This is a genomic window from Paenibacillus sp. LX16 (assembly GCF_036252815.1).
Taxonomy (GTDB): domain Bacteria; phylum Bacillota; class Bacilli; order Paenibacillales; family Paenibacillaceae; genus Paenibacillus; species Paenibacillus polymyxa_B.
Genome location: NZ_CP141152.1, coordinates 4657151 through 4676629 on the forward strand (window position 1 = coordinate 4657151; position 19479 = coordinate 4676629).

Here is a 19479-nt window from a genome sequence, read left to right on the forward strand (position 1 = left end):
TTGTCCGGTCTAATGAAGGACTACGGCTGTATTCATCTCTAGATTTCTTTTGTGAATCTCAGCCAGCAACAGTGCAATGAAGTCACATTCAAGTTTAAGCTCGATTGCCATCTGATAGGAATCCAAAAGCATTTCATCCGTCAGCATAGCCATCCTCGACACAACCTTTCCTTTTATTTCAAAATCTATTCTATCAAAATACCAAAAACGGAACAAGCGTTCTGTTATCCACAGTCAATTGTGGAAATCCTGTGTATAAATTGTTGGTAAGTGTCGTTAACCCATATATGTGACAGGGGATAATGTGGACAATATTTATACACAGAATTTTGACGCTCGAACACAAAAAAAATATTTTTATTGTTTATACAAATATATTATATTTAGTGTCTTGTTAATAGATTAAACTGGAAATTTTCTAAAGAAAACAGAAATTTATTGAGGCCTTGTGTTAACCTCTAAAATCCATACCCGTCCATTCTGATCTAGTCCGTAATCAAATCCCAGTTGTCCGATCCCGGGAAATCTTCTTTCCAGTATCGGAATACAGCGCTGTGTAAGTTCAATGATCTCTCGCCGCTTCTGAGCAGCAAGCCGTCGGGGATATATCATCCGAAGCGCCTCTGTTCCCTTCAGCAAAGTTCCCCCTTTGCACAGATTCGTAATGACCAGCCCAGGCCGAGCATGACGGGCAACCACCGCACGAAAATCCCATCGCTGCCCTTCCTTCACGACTTTGACTCGATAGTCGACAGGTCTACCTTGAATACTTGCTAGTTGGATGCCTTGTTGAATGAGATATGGACGTTGGATTCGGAGCTTATTGATTCCGATTACAAGCGCTCTAAAATGACTGAACCGGTGCGTGTGCTCCATCCGCGTACAGGTGTATCCCCTACGCTCCTTTGCCACACGCATGACTCCGATTCCTCCACCTCCTTTCACAGGTTTTATAAATACAAAAGCATGCCGCCGCAGCATCATGCGCAATTGTTCTTCACTATATAGACAGGTTTCCGGTATATAAACGGCGGTATATGGATGGTGGAGCAGCGCCTTCGTCTTTAGCCATTTGCTTGCAAGTTGTCTCATGTAACCCTCTCCTTTCGCCGTCAGTTATACTTATACATACTCAACAGGAATGTTCTATTCTTGGATGATTGTCCGCGGCATGTGTCTATTTCGACAAGATCATGGCGAACGGTAGCATGCACCGAACATCACTGGTACAATGACAATAATCTACTACCATTTGCACGGAGCAGCGGAAATTACCGGCAAATCGTTTTTTCAACAAGGAGGGCAACTCATGAATAGCAAAATTGGCATCATGGACATTGGCTCAAACTCCATACGTTTGGTGATCTATGAAATGACAGAGACAGGAGCCTATCGAATTGTACAGGAATGCAAAGAAGCTGCCCGACTGAGCGAAAAGGTTGGGGCCAACGGCCGTATGGAACGGGAGGCGATCCGAAGCATCGCTCCATTGCTGCGCCAATTTATGGCGGTATGCCATATGCACGGGGTTGTCCGTATGCGTGCAGCAGCAACAGCAGCCATCCGCAATGCCACGAATTCGGACGAAATCGTACAATGGATTGCGGAGGAGACAAATTTAACACTGGAAATACTGAGCGGGGAGCAAGAAGGCTATGCCGGTTTTCTGGGCGTAGTGAACACTATGAATGTGAGTGACGGAATCATTATTGACATCGGGGGTGGCAGTACCGAAATTACGCTGTTCCGCGATCGAAAGCGACTGCATACGGTGTCATTTCCCTTTGGCGCCGTCAATATGAATTGGCGCTTTGGACGTGAGGTTAAGAATGGCGAATGGTCACCTCAACAGATTGAGGAAATGGAGAGCTTTGTCCGTTCTTCACTGCAAAATCATGATTGGATCTTCTCCAATCCGGGTCTGCCATTCATCGGGCTGGGCGGAACCCTGCGTACTTTGGCTAAAATCAATCAGAAGCGGCAGGATTACTCACTTCCTGTGACGCACCATTACGAAATGACGATAGAAGATGTCGATTACTTCTATGGCAGTCTGCCCCATCTTCCCTATGAAAAACGCAAAAAAACAGCCGGCCTGTCCAAGGACAGAGCCGACATCATTGTACCAGGTCTTATTATATTGAAAACGATATTTGAAGCTGCTCAAGGCTCCGCGTATCTGGTCAGTGGAGCGGGTCTGCGAGACGGCCTATTTCATGAGCTGGTCAACGCTGAACAGCCCGTGGTAGCTAATCCGCTTATCACATCCATTCGCAATATCCTTTCGTTTGCTGTCCCGGTTAGCGAAGCGCATGTCAAACGGGTTAACGAGTACGCCGTCCGGCTCTATGACACATTGGCTAGCGGAACCTCAGCGGCTATGGACAAACGTTTGTTACTGACCGCAGCAACTCTTTACAAAACGGGGGCTGCCTTGAATTATTATCATTTCCGCCAGAATTCCGTGTTCTGGATTTTACATGCAGGCATTGGCGGTCTATCCCATAGGGAAACGGTGCTAGCCGCGTTGATCGCGGATTACCATCCCAAGAACCGGACCCCCCGTTTGCTACGCACACATGCGGATATTTTGGAGCCTTCCGACGAGGAACGTGTACATCGGCTCGGCTCACTGCTCCAGCTCGCGATTGGCATGGATCGGAGTGAGTCCGGAATGATTACCAGCATCAATCCTACTACAGGGGATGACGCACTGCATCTTCGTCTGGAAAGCAAGAGTGAACCCATATTAGAACAACGGGAGCTGGAGACCGTTGCTAAAGATTTCCAAAAGGCGTGGAACCTTACATTGTCGTGGTCCATTCTACCTTCTTCCAATTTCTAACCTTCATCGCTTCAGATTGGCTCCTGATGGGAGCCTCTTTGTCGTTTCTGGACACAAATTGATAGCTGCCATTAGGCAAAAGCTGGCGCGCCTTCACATTATCTCTTAACGATAAATGCAGAATATCTGCCAGCATTTCTTTGATCCCGTCATCATAAATCGGGCACATCAGTTCAATTCGGCGGGTCAAATTGCGCGTCATCCAATCCGCACTGGACAGAAATAACTCGGATTTTCCTCCATTTTCAAAATAAAACAATCTGGAATGCTCCAGAAAGCGGTCTACAATACTGATGACACGTATATTCTCGCTGAATCCTTCCACACCGGGACGCAAACAGCAGACCCCTCTGATGATAAGATCAATCTTCACACCTGCCTGGGAAGCCGCATATAGTTCATCGATCATCTCCTGATTGGATAAGGAGTTGATCTTGGCAATAATCCGGGCGGGCTTGCCAGCCAATGCTTGCTCTGCTTCCCTACGGATGAGTTCAAATAGCTTGTTCTTCATTCCTGTTGGAGCCACGGTAAAAGCCTGCAAAGTCTTAAGCGCGGAGAATCCCGTGATTTCATTAAACAGTTCGGAGGCATCCTCACCAAGTACAGGGTCTGACGTAAACAATCCGATATCCGTATACACGCGCGCCGTGCTTTCATTATAATTGCCTGTGCCTACATGCACATATCGTTTGAGCGCGTTGCGCTCATGACGTATGACAAGAATGATTTTGGCGTGCGTCTTCAAGCCAACCAACCCATACACTACATGACAGCCTGCTTTTTCAAGCGTACGCGCCCAGGCAATATTACGTTCCTCGTCAAAACGGGCTTTCAGCTCCACCACCACCGTTACCTGCTTGCCCGATTCGGCCGCACGTGCCAATGCCGGAATCAGCTTCGATTCCCCGTTGACACGGTACAGGGTCATTTTGATTGCCATCACATCCGGGTCCTCTGATGCCTCAATGATAAAATCAGTTACCGCATCGAATGATTCATATGGATGGTACACGAGCACGTCCCGTTTGCGAAGAACGTTGAAAATATCCTCTTGCGGGGGTAGTTCTTCCGGATACAGTGGTTTGATTGCCGGAAATTTCAAATGCGAATACCCCTCCAAATGATCGGCAAAAGACGACAAAAACGTCAGATCCAACGGCCCGTCCATCTCAAACACATGATCGAACAGCTTGAATTCGCGTTGAAGCTCCATCAGGGCATAAGGATGAATCCCTTTTTCTACTTCCAGTCTTACCGGCGCCCCCCGTCGTCTTCGACGCAGCTCTTTTTCAATCTCTTCGAGCAAATCTTCGATCTCTTCTTCATTAATGGACAAATCGGAGTTACGCGTAACACGAAAGGCATGAACCGCCTCCGGAATATATCCGGTGAACAGCGTTTGGATGTGATGCTTGATTAGTTCCTCAATTAAAATAAATGATTTCTTCTTGCTGTTCGACCGCAAAGGCACCGTAACAACACGTGGAATATTCGAAGGCACCTGCACAATGGCAAAAAGCGGTTTATCCTCCTCCGTATCCCCGGGACGTCTCAAGACGACCGCTAAATATACGTATTTATTGTGAACGAGTGGAAAAGGACGGCTCTGATCGACCGCCATCGGCGTGAGTACCGGAAATATAATTTCATGAAAATATGCATCCAGCGACTTGCGCTGTGTCGTATTTAAGTCTTCATATTCGAACAGTAAAAGACCTTTTTTCGTCAAGAGGCGAGAAATATCACGATATGTCCGGTATTGTTCCGATACCATCGAGACGGTACGCTTGATCAGGCGTTTGTACAAACCGGAGGGGGTATATCCCGTAAAATCCTTTTGCATAAAACCCGCCTTGATCTTCTCGCGCGTCTCTGCAACACGAACAGCCATAAACTCATCCAAATTGCTAGATACAATCGCCAAAAATTTGGCTCTCTCCAGCAACGGTGTATCTGCATCCTGAGCTTCCTGAAGCACACGGCGATTAAATTCAATCCAGCTTAAATCTCGGTTAAAGTAACGTTCTGACCCGGCTTTATCCTTATTCTGACTCTCTATCAACATATGGCCTCCATCAATTCATGCAGTATAGTTACCCTTTATTGTACTATTAGATGAAACGCACTAGCATCACAGCAGTGTAAACGCAATGTAAAATGTGTGTAAACACAAACTGGATGTTTGAAAAGGTCAATCGGACGCTTTACAAAAATAGCATTAAGCGGTACAGTGTTTACGTCTGTTTCATAGAGTAGATTGACGAACCGTTCCTTTTTCAGTTGTTTATGTTCATTATGATGTGTAGTAATCACTTAGTAGCCACGTTCAATTGCTGATTTTCAAATGGCATGATATAGGGAGGATTTACGTTATGGAACCCAAGAAAACGCCACGCGTACTGCAAAAAAACATCGAATTTTTCACCGCGGCGCTGTCTCAACACCTCGTTTCAGTCTGGCAAGAGGACCCTACAGGTGTATACTGTGAGATTGGCTGTGGATATATCGAGTTATTCAGTAGCGAGATGATTCGGGTGCGCAATCAAGATGGAACCCCAAGCCATTATGACCGCAATATTACTATGTTTCAGCTAATCACGAAGGATCAGCCGATATAATTATTATATGCTATGCCTGCGCTGTTCTTCCAGATTAGAATTGCTTTATGTTTACAACTACCGATTTTCATATCTGCTGAATCTTGCAGTTTTTCCAAAAAGCGCCTCAGAGCGCTTTTTTTGTCGACTTTTTTTGAACATCGTTTCGAAAAGCAGTATGATTAGGAAGCATATTACCATAATTTAAAGGGGAATCAACCGATGGAGCATACAACATCAGATGGGCGCATCCTGGTTATGACCGCGGTTGAAGGCGAACGGGAAGCAGTATTACGGGGCCTGAAAGGCGACACCCGTTTTGTGGTCGAGCTGGCTGGCGTGGGCGCTCCGTCCGCAGCGGCTTCAACCGCGCTAGCACTGGCTGCGGCTGGTGACTACCGTCTGGTCATTAGCGCCGGAATTGGTGGCGGCTTCGCGGAGGTCGCTGCACTGGAGAGCGTCGTTGTTGCTGACGCGATCATTGCCGCCGACCTGGGGGCAGAAACGACAGAGGGCTTCAGCAGCGTGGACGAGCTGGGTTTCGGCTCAAGCCGAATTGCCGTGAATGTTGCCACCGCGCAGCGATTCGTTCAGGCGTTGCGTGCCACTGGACAGACGGCTGTCGCGGGACCGATCCTGACCGTCTCTACAGCCACCGGTACGGCGGCAACAGCGGAACGGCTGGCTAAGCGCGTTCCCGGAGCTGCTGCCGAAGCGATGGAAGGCTACGGCGTAGCCGTGGCGGCAAATAGACTGGAACTGCCCACGATGGAAATCCGCACGATTTCCAATGCTGTTGGTCCACGTGACCGTGCCGCCTGGCGAATCAAAGAGGCTTTGCAAGCGTTGGAAGCCGCATTTTCTACATTAACGGAGGTTATATAGATGCAAATTGCTTTTTCACCTTGTCCCAACGACACTTTTGTCTTCCATGCCCTGGCGCATGGATTGATTGCGGGCGCACCCGCGCTGGACATTACATTTGCCGATATCGACATCACCAACAATCTGGCGATCACACCAGACGGGCTCGATATCATGAAAATTTCGTATGCTGCACTCCCTTGGGTGCTAGATGAATATGCCCTGTTGCCTTGTGGGGGCGCACTGGGCCGGGGTTGTGGCCCGCTCGTGCTGACCAGGGAAGGTTCCACGATCGAAGGCCCGGAAGCCCTGTCTGGCAAGCGTGTAGCCGTTCCAAGTGAACGTTCCACCGCCTATCTGCTGTTCCGCCTGTGGGCAGCCAAGCATGTGCCTGGGGGTGTCGGCGAGATCGTCGTGATGCCGTTCGACCAAATCATGCCTGCTGTCCGTGACGGGCAGATGGATGCCGGACTGGTTATTCATGAAGCACGGTTCACGTATCCGTCCTACGGACTTAGTAAGCAAGTCGATCTGGGGAACTGGTGGGAAGAAGATACAGGGCTGCCGATCCCGCTCGGAGCCATTATTGCCCGCCGTACGCTGGATCTGGATGCGATCACAAACTGGATACGCGCCTCTGTCGAATACGCTTGGAAGCATCCCGAAGCTTCGCGTGAATATGTATTGTCTCATGCGCAGGAGCTTTCACCCGATGTCGCCCAATCGCACATCGACCTGTACGTTAACGATTTTACCGCCAATCTGGGCGACAGCGGATATGCCGCCATCGAAGCTTTGCTCGGTCGCGCAGCGCAGGAAGGGCTGGTACCTTCGTTTGATTTAGCCCAACTGCGCCCTACTTCCACAACAACACGTTAAAAGGAACAGACATGCCATGCATGTTTTCCTGCTGAATAGAGTAGTTTAAACATATAAAACCTCCCGAACGAGCACATGCCTAGCCATGCGCCCCATTCGGGAGGTTTTATCATTTCATATGGCGAATCCACATTCGGACTCGCTTGATCCTTATTCTTAGTTCTGTTCCTGCTCCACAACCTCGGTCTTAAATACGTTATCCAATTTGGTACCCAATCTTTTGACCAGTGGTACCTTGATATCCCGGCTCAGCTCCTTGAAAAAAGCGTCCATGTCACAATTAATCTTATCCAACACGACCTTTACGGTGCCCTCTGCCAAGATCTGCTCATTCAGATCCTCCGGTACGGTAACCGAGATATCATACTTCTTGCTTAACGTTTTAATGTAGCGGGTAAAGATTTCGATAAGCTCCTCATTGTTGAACTTTTCAACTGCAACTTGCCCTTTGTTGGTAAATTTCAAATTCACTCTCACGTTAGCATTTCCCCTTTTCCTTTTGACCATTTATTTTGGATAAACGTTGAACCTTTCAGAGGCTCTTCAAAGAAAGGGCCTTACCGGTCGTTTTAGACTCTTGTCCTTTGATATACTAAGTATAACACATTAAGGCCGTTTTCATTTCCCAACTTGTCGTTTTATGATAAAAAATGATACAATTTGCGCATTTTCAGCATAAATTCTTTCTTTTCATGCCAATCATTAGAAATAGTTTATACACAAATACACAAAAAAACGCCTATCTCGCAAAAGAAAGACGTTTCCGTATAGATGCCTAAGTGGTATGCATTTACAGAGGTTTTGTACATTCCCAACCGTGTGAACGATACTCACGCACAGCGTCTCGTATATCCTCAATATCATCAGAATGCAGCAAAATGGCAGGTAGAATTACCCAATACTCATTCTCCGCTAGATCAATAAATACGTCCTCGACATCATAATATTGCATATCGCCAAATGCCGTATCCCTGATTTTCTGTCCAACCAAAGGTGTAAACTGGGAATCAAATGTTTTCATCACCTTCGTATATTCCTTCACGCCCGTTGCCGAGATCTGCTGTGAAATAATGACGCTCAATGCTGTTACCTCCCTGACCTAATAATGCTCATTATACCCTTCTCTCAGACCTTCTACAAAACCTTGCGCAAAAAAAATCATAAAAATCAATAGTCCAATGCCAATGGCTACGGAGCTGATCACGATAATGAAGATACCCTGCGTGTTTCTTTGTTCCATCTTTCTAGTCAAAATTCCGAAAACAAGACCTAGAATCCCCAACAAGCCTCCAACGACAAAAAAACTAAATACGAACCCCAAACCTGCAAAAATCCAGCCAAAGAGAGCGAGCACCCAGCCCTGCGGCTGCGGCTCACTCTGTTTCATTTGCCAGCGTTCCCTCGCTGTAGGTGTATATCTGTCCATTCCTTAGCTCCCCCGCATCATCTGTAAAACCCAATATTCCTTCATAGGTTCCTCCTATTGCTGACCAGTGAGTTTGAAAGTGCCACCTTCCCGCTTCCCAAGCGGATAATTTTGCACCGTCATTTCCACCTTCGTATTCTTATCCCATACCGGAAGCTTGTCAGATGTACCATACTCTTTCATAGCTATGTTTATAACTTCCTCCGCCTTCTTCGTCAATGCAGCAGAGGACATATTATATTTACCATAACCTTGATAAGCACCGCCAAAACCGAGATTAGGTTGATTGTTCACATTCAGTAGCACACTCTTCAACGTGCCATCCTCTGTTACATCAAAAGTCACTTTTTCCAATACAAAATCATCGGTAACGACAGATGTCTGCTCTAACATATGCGTTATAGCTGACAGGTTTGCTGTTAATCTAACTCGTCCCAGTAGCGCCTCTGTATCGTTGTGTTGCTTCGTTAATGCTTGTGTTGTCTTATTTAGTGAAGCGTTCGCACTAGTTAAAGTATTTACCTTCGTATTCAGATTATAATTCCATACCGCCAAGGCTATACATCCTAGTACAGCTACTCCTGAAATGACTGTTGCTACGACTGCGAGCTTACGAACAGAATGTGTTTGCAGCTCCACAGGCTGAGTATGACTGCTTAATTCTCCCATACCAAACTTCCTCTCTATTTATATAGTCATATTTTACTATTCCCCTCTCTGATAATCTAGTATATTTTTCCTGATTCTTTGCTCCTATGTTAATGAAAAACGATTCCAGACAAACTAAACGACCTTCCCCATTAGAATTTCGAGAAAAGGCCGTTGCTTAAACAATATGAATCTTTTTTACTGTTTACCGTTGCTATACACCGTGCTTAACTTGGATGTTGCTCTGATGCCATTCGGACCTTCAATAATGGCACGTCCTTGTTCAGTATAACTCGATCCTCCCCAGTCGTTTGACATATCCAAATATTCTAGACCCGATCCATTCCCTTTCCAAGACCATCCGAGATAACCTACACCTTTTTGTTGGGCGTAACTCATAATGGTGGCCTCGTCAACATCACCATTTGTATGCTTGATTCCGAATTCTCCAATGATGAGAGCTAGATTTTTGTTTAATACATTGTCAATATTGCTTTTTACTGTTTCGGCATTTCCTCCAGCGTATTCGTACATATGAATGGAGAACATCGTATTTTTAAGCGGATCGGCATCAAATACTTGCGTTCCGTAGTCAAAAATCGACTTCGGATATTGACCCCAACCAGCGGCGTCAACCATAATGGTATTTTTGATACCAGCATTTCTTAGCTTTGGAATAACTGATTTATACCCCTGTGCCCAGCCGTTACCATCCCAAGTACCAAACCATTCATTCGCGATGTTGAGAATGACTGTATTTTCTTTTCCAATCAGTGCGCTTTTCATTTCAATCCAGTAATCTGCGATTTTATTCAACACAGCAGCATTATCACTTCCCGTACCATCGTGTACTTCAAGGATAACAACCAATTTGTTTTGTTCTGATAAAGTGATCAGGTTTTGCAACGCTGACAGATCATCTTTCGTCCATTGCTGACCGTCAGACAGCACGATTCTAATCGTGTTCGCTCCTGTTTTGGCAATTGCAGGTATCGCAACCGACTCTTGACCTTTGTACCAAGTGTAAGCGTGATTAATTCCTCTCATGACAAAGGGACTTCCGTTGCCATCATAAAGCGTCGTACCTTTAACATAAAATCCTGTATTTTGAGAGGAGTCAGAACTTGTTGTTACTTTTAAGACATTACTCGGTTCCGAAATATTGCCTGCTGCATCCTTCGCTTTTACAGTGAAGTTGTAGGATGTGTTCGCAGTGAGACCCGTCACTGTATAACTTGTTGTGGTGCTCGTGCCTACCAGATCTGTTCCGTTATAAATAACGTAGCCAGTTACACCTACATTGTCTATTGAGGTCGTCCATGTAAGAGTGACAGATGTGCTCGTCTTGGATGAGCTTTGGAGGTTTGTTGGGGCGGTTGGGGGTGTCGTATCTGCTGTCGTATCAATCTGCGTGAATCTCCACCTTTGCTGAGCGCTACCGTTGTCGGCCCATTGTTGAACGTTTGCACCGTCATGGGTATAACCACCGACAACATCCAATGCTTTACCACTAGATTGCGAGATCAGCTTATAATATCCACCACCAGCGTCAATGATTTTCCACTTCTGCTGAGCGTTCCCGTTGTCGGTCCATTGTTGAACGTTCGCTCCGTCATGGGTATTACCACCGGCTACATCTAATGCTTTACCACTAGATTGCGAGATCAGCTTATAATATCCATCACCAACGTCGACCACTCTCCACTTCTGTTGCTCCTTTCCGTTATCGGTCCATTGTTGAACATTCGCTCCGTCATCCTTGGATCCCCCTTCAACTTCCAAGTTTTTTCCGCTATGCTGTGCCGTAATTTTGTAAACAGCATCTGAAATCATATTCGATTGGACAGACGGTGTTGGATCAAGCGTTAGATTAGTAACTTCACCATTGTTAGCGCTTACAATCATGGTCGGCAATACATAAACAAGCATACTCAACGAGATCAAACACGACAATAACTTCTTCATTTTGTAACCTCCAGGTAACCAGCGTTACAATTCACTGTTTGCTCCAAGTTTCCAACATTTCTATTTAACTGCATCTCAACATACACCTCTTCCTTAGCTTATATATTCAAATTTCCCTCCCTTAGGCACGTACTATGATCTCTCCCTTCCGGCTATAATTCGGAAAAGAAAAAAGAACCAAAAAGAGCTCTATCCTAATATAAGGTAAACGCTTTCAAATATTCCAAACTAAATATGTGATTGGGAAATGAATTCTTACTCATTCTAGTTTACGTTATACGAAATGTCAATTGTTAGCATAACAGAAATATGTAAAACACAATAATTATTAAAAACCAATATCATATTAACATAACAAATTAGCAATATTGTATATTCCTCTTCTTTTATCACCTCTCTTTTTGCTCTAAAAAAATTATATTCATTGCATTTTTTACAAAAGAACGAAAAATATAAAAACACAAAAACCTTCAACACCATTTTGTTAGTTAAATGTTTTTTACAAAAAAACACATATTGTTAGCTGATTTTGGTACGACAAACTTCTACAATAAATTTAAATTTTTTCTGATGATCTTGAATAGCATATGAGTTCTTTGAAAATCATAGTCAAAAAAAGCACGCTATATTGGTGCTACCAATATGCGTGCGTGAAAGAAGTTATTGAAGTTCTTCTTGATTCATCGCCCCCGTTAATCCTCAAATGTCTCACCGTTCTGATACTTGGTGGATAACTCTATTCTTTCTTTAATATTTACCAGATACACACTGCCTGCAATCAGCACCAACCCCACAACAAACGTCAAAGTAAGTGATTCCTTGAGCATTACCATACTAAAGACCGTGGACAACACCGGAATCATAAACGTATATGAGCCGACGGTTCCTGCATCTCCATTGTCGATCAGTTTAAAATAAATCATCCAACCCATCGCAATCACAAATATCGAAATAAACAATAAAATTGCGATAAAGGAGGTCGTCCAGTGAATATCGCTCCATTTCTCGGTCGTAAATCCAATCCCATTGAGTATAATCCCTCCCAAAACGAGCTGCATCGTCACCGCCCAAATGGAATCCAACTGCTGGCTTTTTTTCTTCATATAAATCGTTCCGAGCGCCCAGCACAGTCCTGAAGCTAGCCCCAACACAATGCCCAGTACCGATAAATGCCCTGCCATTCCACCAGAGCTTATCACGATCACCCCGCCAAAACCCAGTACCAGTCCAATGACCTTCAGGGGAAACATGCGCTTTCCCAACCACATCCAGGAGAATAATCCCAACAGGATCGGCTGAAGGAACACTAAAGTGGAAAATAACCCAGCAGGCAAATAACGCAGCCCTACCGTCTGCAAGCCATAGTAGCCTGCAATATTAAATATGGCCAGTACAAGATAAGTCCACGCATTCTGTCTAAAGCGCAAGGTTTCCCGGTGACGCATAGCGAACAATAGCAGAATCACACCACCCAGTAGGGTACGGATTCCTGAAAAAAATATCGGCGGTGTATCTGGCAAAGCCAGCTTGGTCAACGGCCAGTTGATCCCCCATACCATTACTAATATCAAGACAAGCCACAGCGTGGCTTTAGGTGTTAATTTTTTCATAGATGTCTTCTCTCCCTTGGATTTTCATCGCTCATTGCTTACGACTAAAATCTGAATAGCCGTTTGCAAAGTTTCGCTTTACTAGCGTATACTGTGGTCACTAATAAATAAAATGAATGTTTTCAATGAGGGAGATAACTTTTTACTTATGACTATTACTCAAATTATGATCTTCGTTCGTGTAGCTGAAACGCTAAACTTCACCCAAACTGCCCATGAGCTGCATATGACGCAGCCCGCGGTCAGCCATGCCATCGCAAGCATCGAAAACGAGCTGGATGTTCAGCTATTGCTGCGCGACCGAAAAAAAGGAGTGCTGCTGACCGATATCGGGCACAAGGTACTGCTGCAATTCCGCATGATGCTGCAAAGCATGGAAAAGGTACAGCAGCAGGTGGCTGCTGAAAAAGGTCTAGACGTTGGCACGATCACGATCGGGGCCTTTCCTTCTGCTTCAGCCTATTTTCTGCCTCCCATTATTCATCATATTCGTCAGCACTATCCGAACCTTGTTTTCGATCTACATGAAGGCTCCACGAATGAAGTCAAGGAGTGGGTGCATACCAGAGAAATCGAGGCGGGTATCATCCTGTTGCCAGACCCTCAGGTAGATGTCATCCCTTTATGTCAGGATGACATGGTTATTCTCCTGCCAGACGGTCACCCTTTGCAATCGCACAATAAAATCGCCATTCGAGACTTGAATCAGCAGGATATGATCTTTTGTAAAGGTGGACATGAGGTCGCCATTATGGAAGGTTTTGAACGCGAGCAAAGTCAGTTGCAGGCACAATTCATTACTCATAATGTCAGCACCTTGGTCAGCATGGTTCGACAAGGACTGGGTATGGGCATTGTCTCTTCACTCGCCTTGTCCACGTTCCCCCATGATCTGACCGTCAAGGAGACTTCACCTCTGATCAGACGCCAAATCGGTATAGCTGTACCGTCCCTGCACAATGCTTCACTTGCTGTACAGTTATTTGTGCGTACTGCGCAGGAGTTATTTACGGATGTGAAGCAGTAGAAGCATCGGTAACGAGATTTTGGCAGGTGTATAATGTTTCCTAAATACTTACTTGGATCATGATCATAAGGGGGTCTATTCATATGTAGAAAAATCAAATCATTCGACCAAATATCTAGCTTCCTAACCTATTTCTGGTTGTTTTCTCGTTATTAGGTCAGCCAAAAATTTTGGTTGGTCTATTTTAATAGGTGTTTTAAGGTGACGATAGCCGGGAAAAACTAGGTGGTTTTAGGGGAATAAAGGCTCTCTCACTCTAGGAAATGGATTAACGATAGAGCAGAGCTGCTAGACATAGCACTGAAGCAAAAAGCCAAAGTAAGCCGAAGCATCTCTCAACATGCCGTTTTAGAAATACAAATGGAGCAAATTTCCGCAAATCTTCCAGAGGTCTATTTGCTCAAATCCATTCCCGGGATTGGTGACAAACTCGCGTCCACTATCGTGGCTGAAATCGGAGATGCGAGACAATTTGTGGGGCCGAAACAATTGGTTGCCTATGCAGGACTAGATCCATGAGTGTACAGCTCAGGTAAGTTCACAGCAACAAATAATCGAATTACAAAACGGGGATCAAAGAGACTACGAAGAGCAATTTATTTGGCCGTTCAATGTGGACTACGACAAGGAGCAAATCAAAAAATAAAGGTCTATTACGAAAAGAAAAAGAAAGAAGGCAATCCTTACAAGGTAGCTGTGATCGCCTGCGCCAACAAGCTTATACATCACATATCCGCTATCCTTAGTAAAAACGATCCCTTTCGCCTATTAATTACCATATTAATCCATGAAATTTCTGTAGGAGCAGAAGGTTTCTTAGTCACGCCTGTAACAGAGTATATCAAGTTTATGTATTTATTCAAAAAGAATTCTTGACGGGGTTGTTTTGATAGGATTAGCAGTTAGCAGTTCCAAAGCATTTATACATTAATTCCACTGGTATATTATTCTAGTGCGACGGGTAACCTATATGCTTAATACCTGCAATTTTTAAACTAGGAGGCTTTTGCATGGACCATCTCGTTATTTTGATCAGAAGTTTTTCTGCATTCGTTATCCTCATGCTAATTGGGAGAATACTGGGGAAGCAAACCCTCTCCAATATGAACTTTCACGAATTCGTGACGGCAGTCATATTAGGGGCTATAGCAGCCAACTTTGCCTTTAACGAAAAAATAGAAGTTGTCCACCTATTAATATCCCTGTCTGTTTTTACAATTACTTCTTATGTTTTATCCAAGTTTTTTTTGAAATTCAGAAACTTTAAGATGTGGACAGAGGGAGCACCCACCGTTCTCATAGAAGGAGGGTTCATTCTCGAAGATAACTTAAAAAAAAATAATATGACATTAGATTCTTTAAATCAACAGCTTCGCCAGAAAGAAATTTTTAATATAGAGGAAGTGGAGTACGCCCTCCTTGAGATTAACGGAAAACTATCTGTTCAAAAGAAAAAGGAACTGCAAGCCGTGACATTAAAAGACCTGCAGTTGAATGCAGGTAATGCCACACAGTTCCCAATTGAGCTTGTAATCGACGGACAGCTTTTGCATGGCAATTTAAACTCCAATCATATTCCCGAATCATGGCTGCTGTCTCAACTGAAGGCCCGCGACAAAAAGTTAGAGGACATATTCTATGCCGTTAAAGGCAGCAACGGCCAACTCTATGTGGATGAATATAAGGATAAAATCCAGCATCCAATTGATGTGGAGTAGTATTGACTTCCGGTCAATAGTTACCTGAGATTCAACGTAATCAGATAATTGTATTTGGCAGCGTGCTTAAGCTCATCCAATATGATACCGTACACCGTGTCCCTATAGATGCCAGCAGGCAAACCAAACCAGATGTTGCGATACCGTTCCACCGCACCCAACTCTCCCATCAAGGCTCGCTGTAGACCTTCTGTATAGGATTGCACCCTCTCATATTTCTCACTACTGATGCCTGTAATTTCCTGTCCTGTCAAAGCCCGATACATCTCTCTGAACATTTTATTGTGACCGCGCTCATCATTACGGATGCTTTCAATAATAGCCACCTGCTCTTGTGAGGGGGCCAAATTGATCAATTCATCGTAGAACAGCTCATCGTTACGCTCCCCTTGTACCGCTTCCTTTATCATTTGTACTGCTTTCGGAAATCCTGTGTTCCAGATAGGTACAAAATTGGCCCGCATATAGTATGAATTTCCCCAGTAAGAAGGTACTTGATACAAGTTTATCTCCTCCCGATGTTAGTTTTTAGAAAGTATATGCGCATCTGCCCATGTCGGTTCCTAACATTAGGAAAATATACTGATGATAGCTAACACCGAGGAAGAACTCACTAAAAAATCAATTACAATTTGTGTCATAGTTGAAAGCGCTACTTCTATTGCTTCCAGATAATCAAAAGCACCTATTAATGTCCATACTGCTTGTTTCGAGGTGATACGGGTACGCAAGCTATAAGCTACAGAGAAATAGACGCGGGACTCCTTGACAAACATTAGCTGGTTTTCTTGTCTTAATATGGTCTACTAAAAAATAAAAAAGAGTTTCCCATAAACGGAAAACTCTTTCGCACTTTAAACAATCTGCTTCTATACTTTCTTCAATGTCGGACCAATCCACCAGCCAAATCATCCCATCGCCAAGAAACCTCATGTCCATGGAGATGCAGCCCCCCAAACCACTCGTCGATTCCTTGAACTGCAATGCGGTCCACTGATCCATTCAGTACCTCATTACCCAACTCTGTAAGAATTACCTTTCGGTTCAGAAAATCCGGAATTTGTCTGAAATCCAAGCCGACCTCATCCCCGTCAATGATCAGCAAAGGATGTTCGCCTTGCGCCAAAGCACGAATAAATTTCCAGTATTCGAGATCACCCATGCCAAGCACATGCAGAACGTCAGTTACCTGACGAAACAATTCCAATGCCGTATTCACTCCATTATGAACGGCCTGAAGCGTGGTCTGTTCCACAATGCCAAGACCATTCCACTCCGAGGGCAACCGCTTGAGATGCGCTGTGAAAGCTTCATAGGCAAATGGCAAGCCGGATGCTGCCAATTCTGCCTTCTTGTCTTCCAGCAGATTAGCCATTTGAGTAGGATCAGGAGAAGCGTACGCCTGCCAAAGCTCGCTTCCGAGCTCCATTTCTTGCCGTTCAATAGTTCGCCATGTCCCGGATAATGTCTCAAGCTGTGCCGGAGTGAGCTGTCCCAGACCATGAAACCGTTCGATTCCCGGAAACTCCCCAATACAGAGCAGGCTCAGCTTCGTGCGGCCCAGTTTCTGTCTTTTGAACCAGTGGAGCAGATAGGCGAGCATGCTCTGATCAAACAGGTCATGCTCAAACCACAACACGACTTCATCATACTTAATAAATTCACGAAGTTTCTGCTCTTGTTCCTCACAACCCGTAATATATTCGTTGGTCGGAATACCCATCGTTTCTTCCAAGACCCGGGCCCGCAATGCCCGTTCTTCCGCCCCCGCTGGATTTGCAAATATCGGTCCTGCCGGATATACCTCTCTCCATACAAGCACATCACCCTGTACAACCCCCTGCTTCAACATCTCGCCTACAACATCACCGTTAACAATATGTAGCATGTTTTTCCCTCCCTCATACAAATGATTGAACACGGAAACGAGGTCAGCTACCGGGAGTGTACCTTTCAACTTTCGGCGGGCATCGTGCAGCCGCTTCTTAAGCGTCGGGACCGGAGTGCCCAGATAATCGGAAATTTCCTGCAGAGAGTAGCCGTAAAAATAAAACAATCGCAGAGGCACGCGCAGCTTGGCAGACAGTGCCTTCACCGATTGTTGCAGAACTTGGCTCTCCTCCCTACGCTCCGCAATTTCTGCTACACCCGGTACTCCTCCGGAAACCTGCACAGCCTCATCCAGAGGAAGCATCGAATGATGCTTACGCCGCAGCATCCGCTGGCACTGTCTTACGACAATGGTCTTGAACCAGCCTGGAAAAGCGGACGGGTTCTGTAGCTTCTCCAGATTCTGATAAGCCTCTATGAACGCATCCTGCACGGCATCTTCCGCGAGATGAACATCCTTTAGCATGTCATAGGACACCGCATATGCCATCCCGCGAAAATGCAGCGTCAGCTGTCCGAACGCTTCCGCATCCCCTAGCCGCGCCTTTTCAACCCACTCCCTCATACGTCCCTAGCCTCTTTTCTTTCGTGTTCTTAATCTTAAGTGCCAACTCCGTGGAGGAAGGTTACAAATCAGCTAGTTTCTCAACAGAAATATATCATCCTTTATTTTTCACGAGGTTAAGCTCAATATGACTTCGACCATGTAGCCATAGCAGTTCATCCAGTAAAAACCCCAATCCATCCTTACTACGCAAACGCTCGATCAGTTCTGTAACGACTTCCATAATCTCACGCTGTACATTTTTCGCTAGTTGGAGGCCCCCACTTTCCCCATCCACATAAAGATGTGGATGATCCGGTTGATCTACCTTTCGTACATGCCGCAGACACAATATCCCATGTTCAAGATAAAAGAAATAGCTACGATCATACAGAACTCCCTCAAATAATTCATACATATGAGGATCATCATCAAGTCCATATGTCATGATAGCCCTTTTTAAACTAACTGGATTGCTCATATATTCTTTCACTCCCTCAGAATTCAAATTGTAAGTTCCTATACTGAAATTTTAGTGAAGTAAAACTCTAATTAAAATAATGTGAATTTTTTATTTGATAAGTCCTGAATGTTTGTATGCAATACTGTAATTTATGTATAAGAAGTCGTTCATTAAATACAATCGCAATATGGTATATATATTAAGTTAACTTCTATTTTGTTAATGAGGTACTTATACTATATGTTTTGAATTCTTATAATCAAATTGGAGAGTGATACAATGAATTTTATAAAATCTATTTATACAAAACAAAACGTAAATAGCTCAGTGCTCTTTTTTGCATTTTTAGTTTTATATAGTGTTTTTTCTAAGATTGAAATTAAACCCGTAGCTCTTTTGCTTTTTACAGTTGCATTTGCCTTTTTTAATGCCCTGAGTAAATTTGTCCAATCCACACGTAGTGATAATGATCCTAAGTAAGTAATCTCTACACATTATAAAGACCTCTAGGACGAATATAGTACGTGACTATACCGTTCTGGAGGTCTTGATTTACATTTTCGAATTGTTAACACCCCATCATGCAGGTTTGCAGACAATTCATTTCATTGTACCCTTTTAAACTATCTTAACAAGGCTCTTCGTTCGGTTTCCCGGCATCCGTAGCCGTACGGAAGCTTGAACCACAGCCGCATGTAGCTACGGCATTCGGATTATGAATCGTGAAGCCGCCTGACATACCGGACTCTTCAAAGTCGATTTCCAGACCGTCCAGATAGCGGATGCTTTCCTTTTCCACTACAATCTTCATATCCTGTACGTTCATATATATATCCTGATCCGTCTCGTTGTCGTCAAAGCCCATGGCATACGAAAATCCGGTACATCCACCTGGCGTAACACCCAGACGTAAAAACATATTCGGCGTTTCCTGCTGCTCCAGCATATCTTTCAAACGCTCAGCAGCGGAATCGGTGATGTTAATCATAGCTCCATCCTC

Annotated in this window: 20 protein-coding genes and 1 pseudogene; 8 read left to right on the forward strand and 13 right to left on the reverse strand. The window is 44.6% G+C overall.

What is annotated here, in order from left to right; all coding sequences use genetic code 11:
* Positions 1-9: 9 nt before the first annotated feature.
* Complete coding sequence (locus T3H97_RS20845; RefSeq protein WP_007431918.1) at positions 10-153, reverse strand: sporulation histidine kinase inhibitor Sda; 144 nt, start codon at positions 151-153, stop codon at positions 10-12.
* A gap of 282 nt (positions 154-435) precedes the next feature.
* Positions 436-1092, reverse strand: a complete 657-nt coding sequence (locus tag T3H97_RS20850; protein WP_328800768.1) for a YheC/YheD family protein — start codon at positions 1090-1092, stop codon at positions 436-438.
* A 217-nt stretch (positions 1093-1309) separates the two neighbouring features.
* On the opposite strand from T3H97_RS20850, the gene T3H97_RS20855 reads away from it, so the two are divergent.
* The gene (locus tag T3H97_RS20855) at positions 1310-2845 is read left to right on the forward strand and encodes a Ppx/GppA phosphatase family protein (RefSeq protein ID WP_134903731.1); all 1536 of its coding nucleotides are present in this window, start codon (positions 1310-1312) and stop codon (positions 2843-2845) included.
* Here the strand turns inward: T3H97_RS20855 and ppk1 are convergent.
* A complete protein-coding gene (gene ppk1 / locus T3H97_RS20860) occupies positions 2805-4913 on the reverse strand; it encodes a polyphosphate kinase 1 (RefSeq protein WP_328800769.1) in 2109 nt (702 codons plus the stop codon). The genes T3H97_RS20855 and ppk1 overlap by 41 nt on opposite strands.
* Before the next feature lie 307 nt (positions 4914-5220).
* Between ppk1 and T3H97_RS20865 the strand changes: the two genes are divergently transcribed.
* The 3 genes from T3H97_RS20865 to T3H97_RS20875 all read left to right on the forward strand — a co-directional run bounded on the left by T3H97_RS20865 (position 5221) and on the right by T3H97_RS20875 (position 7188).
* Positions 5221-5466 (forward strand): hypothetical protein, encoded by a 246-nt coding sequence (locus T3H97_RS20865; RefSeq protein WP_007431922.1) that lies wholly within the window; start codon positions 5221-5223, stop codon positions 5464-5466.
* 201 nt (positions 5467-5667) lie between these two features.
* Positions 5668-6330, forward strand: a complete 663-nt coding sequence (locus tag T3H97_RS20870) for a futalosine hydrolase (protein WP_328800770.1) — start codon at positions 5668-5670, stop codon at positions 6328-6330.
* Positions 6331-7188 (forward strand): 1,4-dihydroxy-6-naphtoate synthase, encoded by an 858-nt coding sequence (locus T3H97_RS20875; RefSeq protein WP_328800771.1) that lies wholly within the window; start codon positions 6331-6333, stop codon positions 7186-7188.
* Positions 7189-7344: 156 nt separating this feature from the next.
* Here T3H97_RS20875 and T3H97_RS20880 read toward each other — a convergent pair whose 3' ends face one another.
* The 6 genes from T3H97_RS20880 to T3H97_RS20905 all read right to left on the reverse strand — a co-directional run bounded on the left by T3H97_RS20880 (position 7345) and on the right by T3H97_RS20905 (position 12837).
* A complete protein-coding gene (locus tag T3H97_RS20880; RefSeq protein WP_014277849.1) occupies positions 7345-7665 on the reverse strand; it encodes a hypothetical protein in 321 nt (106 codons plus the stop codon).
* Between the two features lie 313 nt (positions 7666-7978).
* Entirely contained in the window at positions 7979-8269 is a 291-nt protein-coding gene (locus T3H97_RS20885) for a hypothetical protein (protein WP_250240266.1), read from the reverse strand.
* A gap of 18 nt (positions 8270-8287) precedes the next feature.
* On the reverse strand, positions 8288-8614 hold the full coding sequence (locus tag T3H97_RS20890; protein WP_328800772.1) for a hypothetical protein: 327 nt from the start codon (positions 8612-8614) through the stop codon (positions 8288-8290).
* A gap of 54 nt (positions 8615-8668) precedes the next feature.
* Positions 8669-9283: a hypothetical protein gene (locus tag T3H97_RS20895; RefSeq protein WP_328800773.1), complete on the reverse strand. Its 615-nt coding sequence runs from the start codon at positions 9281-9283 to the stop codon at positions 8669-8671.
* 177 nt (positions 9284-9460) lie between these two features.
* Positions 9461-11227 carry a cellulase family glycosylhydrolase gene (locus T3H97_RS20900; protein WP_328800774.1) on the reverse strand — a complete coding sequence of 589 codons (1767 nt, stop codon included), beginning with the start codon at positions 11225-11227 and terminating at the stop codon, positions 9461-9463.
* A gap of 692 nt (positions 11228-11919) precedes the next feature.
* Positions 11920-12837: a DMT family transporter gene (locus tag T3H97_RS20905; RefSeq protein ID WP_328800775.1), complete on the reverse strand. Its 918-nt coding sequence runs from the start codon at positions 12835-12837 to the stop codon at positions 11920-11922.
* Positions 12838-12985: 148 nt separating this feature from the next.
* Between T3H97_RS20905 and T3H97_RS20910 the strand changes: the two genes are divergently transcribed.
* The 3 genes and pseudogenes from T3H97_RS20910 (at position 12986) to T3H97_RS20920 (ending at position 15582) form a co-directional block, all read left to right on the forward strand.
* Entirely contained in the window at positions 12986-13864 is an 879-nt protein-coding gene (locus T3H97_RS20910; RefSeq protein WP_328800776.1) for a LysR family transcriptional regulator, read from the forward strand.
* A gap of 249 nt (positions 13865-14113) precedes the next feature.
* Positions 14114-14632 (forward strand): annotated as a pseudogene (locus T3H97_RS20915) (transposase); the annotation flags it as partial.
* Positions 14633-14874: 242 nt separating this feature from the next.
* Positions 14875-15582, forward strand: a complete 708-nt coding sequence (locus T3H97_RS20920) for a DUF421 domain-containing protein (RefSeq protein ID WP_328800777.1) — start codon at positions 14875-14877, stop codon at positions 15580-15582.
* Positions 15583-15602: 20 nt separating this feature from the next.
* On the opposite strand, the gene T3H97_RS20925 is transcribed toward T3H97_RS20920, so the two are convergent.
* The 3 genes from T3H97_RS20925 to T3H97_RS20935 all read right to left on the reverse strand — a co-directional run bounded on the left by T3H97_RS20925 (position 15603) and on the right by T3H97_RS20935 (position 18497).
* The gene (locus tag T3H97_RS20925; protein ID WP_442955651.1) at positions 15603-16046 is read right to left on the reverse strand and encodes a ferritin-like domain-containing protein; all 444 of its coding nucleotides are present in this window, start codon (positions 16044-16046) and stop codon (positions 15603-15605) included.
* Positions 16047-16462: 416 nt separating this feature from the next.
* Positions 16463-18037 carry a sigma-70 family RNA polymerase sigma factor gene (locus tag T3H97_RS20930; RefSeq protein ID WP_328800779.1) on the reverse strand — a complete coding sequence of 525 codons (1575 nt, stop codon included), beginning with the start codon at positions 18035-18037 and terminating at the stop codon, positions 16463-16465.
* 94 nt (positions 18038-18131) lie between these two features.
* Entirely contained in the window at positions 18132-18497 is a 366-nt protein-coding gene (locus tag T3H97_RS20935) for a hypothetical protein (protein ID WP_272639023.1), read from the reverse strand.
* Positions 18498-18758: 261 nt separating this feature from the next.
* On the opposite strand from T3H97_RS20935, the gene T3H97_RS20940 reads away from it, so the two are divergent.
* A complete protein-coding gene (locus tag T3H97_RS20940; protein ID WP_029518226.1) occupies positions 18759-18959 on the forward strand; it encodes a hypothetical protein in 201 nt (66 codons plus the stop codon).
* Positions 18960-19107: 148 nt separating this feature from the next.
* Here the strand turns inward: T3H97_RS20940 and T3H97_RS20945 are convergent, their stop codons facing one another.
* Positions 19108-19467, reverse strand: a complete 360-nt coding sequence (locus tag T3H97_RS20945; protein ID WP_013311832.1) for a HesB/IscA family protein — start codon at positions 19465-19467, stop codon at positions 19108-19110.
* Between the last annotated feature and the right edge of the window lie 12 nt (positions 19468-19479).

Bases quoted from the DNA above. Each gene is read 5' to 3' on its own strand.
- T3H97_RS20845 (WP_007431918.1), bottom strand. From the start codon at position 153: ATGGCTATGCTGACGGATGAAATGCTTTTGGATTCCTATCAGATGGCA.
- T3H97_RS20850 (WP_328800768.1), bottom strand. From the start codon at position 1,092: ATGAGACAACTTGCAAGCAAATGGCTAAAGACGAAGGCGCTGCTCCAC.
- T3H97_RS20855 (WP_134903731.1), top strand. From the start codon at position 1,310: ATGAATAGCAAAATTGGCATCATGGACATTGGCTCAAACTCCATACGT.
- ppk1 (WP_328800769.1), bottom strand. From the start codon at position 4,913: ATGTTGATAGAGAGTCAGAATAAGGATAAAGCCGGGTCAGAACGTTAC.
- T3H97_RS20865 (WP_007431922.1), top strand. From the start codon at position 5,221: ATGGAACCCAAGAAAACGCCACGCGTACTGCAAAAAAACATCGAATTT.
- T3H97_RS20870 (WP_328800770.1), top strand. From the start codon at position 5,668: ATGGAGCATACAACATCAGATGGGCGCATCCTGGTTATGACCGCGGTT.
- T3H97_RS20875 (WP_328800771.1), top strand. From the start codon at position 6,331: ATGCAAATTGCTTTTTCACCTTGTCCCAACGACACTTTTGTCTTCCAT.
- T3H97_RS20890 (WP_328800772.1), bottom strand. From the start codon at position 8,614: ATGGACAGATATACACCTACAGCGAGGGAACGCTGGCAAATGAAACAG.
- T3H97_RS20895 (WP_328800773.1), bottom strand. From the start codon at position 9,283: ATGGGAGAATTAAGCAGTCATACTCAGCCTGTGGAGCTGCAAACACAT.
- T3H97_RS20900 (WP_328800774.1), bottom strand. From the start codon at position 11,227: ATGAAGAAGTTATTGTCGTGTTTGATCTCGTTGAGTATGCTTGTTTAT.
- T3H97_RS20905 (WP_328800775.1), bottom strand. From the start codon at position 12,837: ATGAAAAAATTAACACCTAAAGCCACGCTGTGGCTTGTCTTGATATTA.
- T3H97_RS20910 (WP_328800776.1), top strand. From the start codon at position 12,986: ATGACTATTACTCAAATTATGATCTTCGTTCGTGTAGCTGAAACGCTA.
- T3H97_RS20920 (WP_328800777.1), top strand. From the start codon at position 14,875: ATGGACCATCTCGTTATTTTGATCAGAAGTTTTTCTGCATTCGTTATC.
- T3H97_RS20925 (WP_442955651.1), bottom strand. From the start codon at position 16,046: ATGCGGGCCAATTTTGTACCTATCTGGAACACAGGATTTCCGAAAGCA.
- T3H97_RS20930 (WP_328800779.1), bottom strand. From the start codon at position 18,037: ATGAGGGAGTGGGTTGAAAAGGCGCGGCTAGGGGATGCGGAAGCGTTC.
- T3H97_RS20935 (WP_272639023.1), bottom strand. From the start codon at position 18,497: ATGAGCAATCCAGTTAGTTTAAAAAGGGCTATCATGACATATGGACTT.
- T3H97_RS20940 (WP_029518226.1), top strand. From the start codon at position 18,759: ATGAATTTTATAAAATCTATTTATACAAAACAAAACGTAAATAGCTCA.
- T3H97_RS20945 (WP_013311832.1), bottom strand. From the start codon at position 19,467: ATGATTAACATCACCGATTCCGCTGCTGAGCGTTTGAAAGATATGCTG.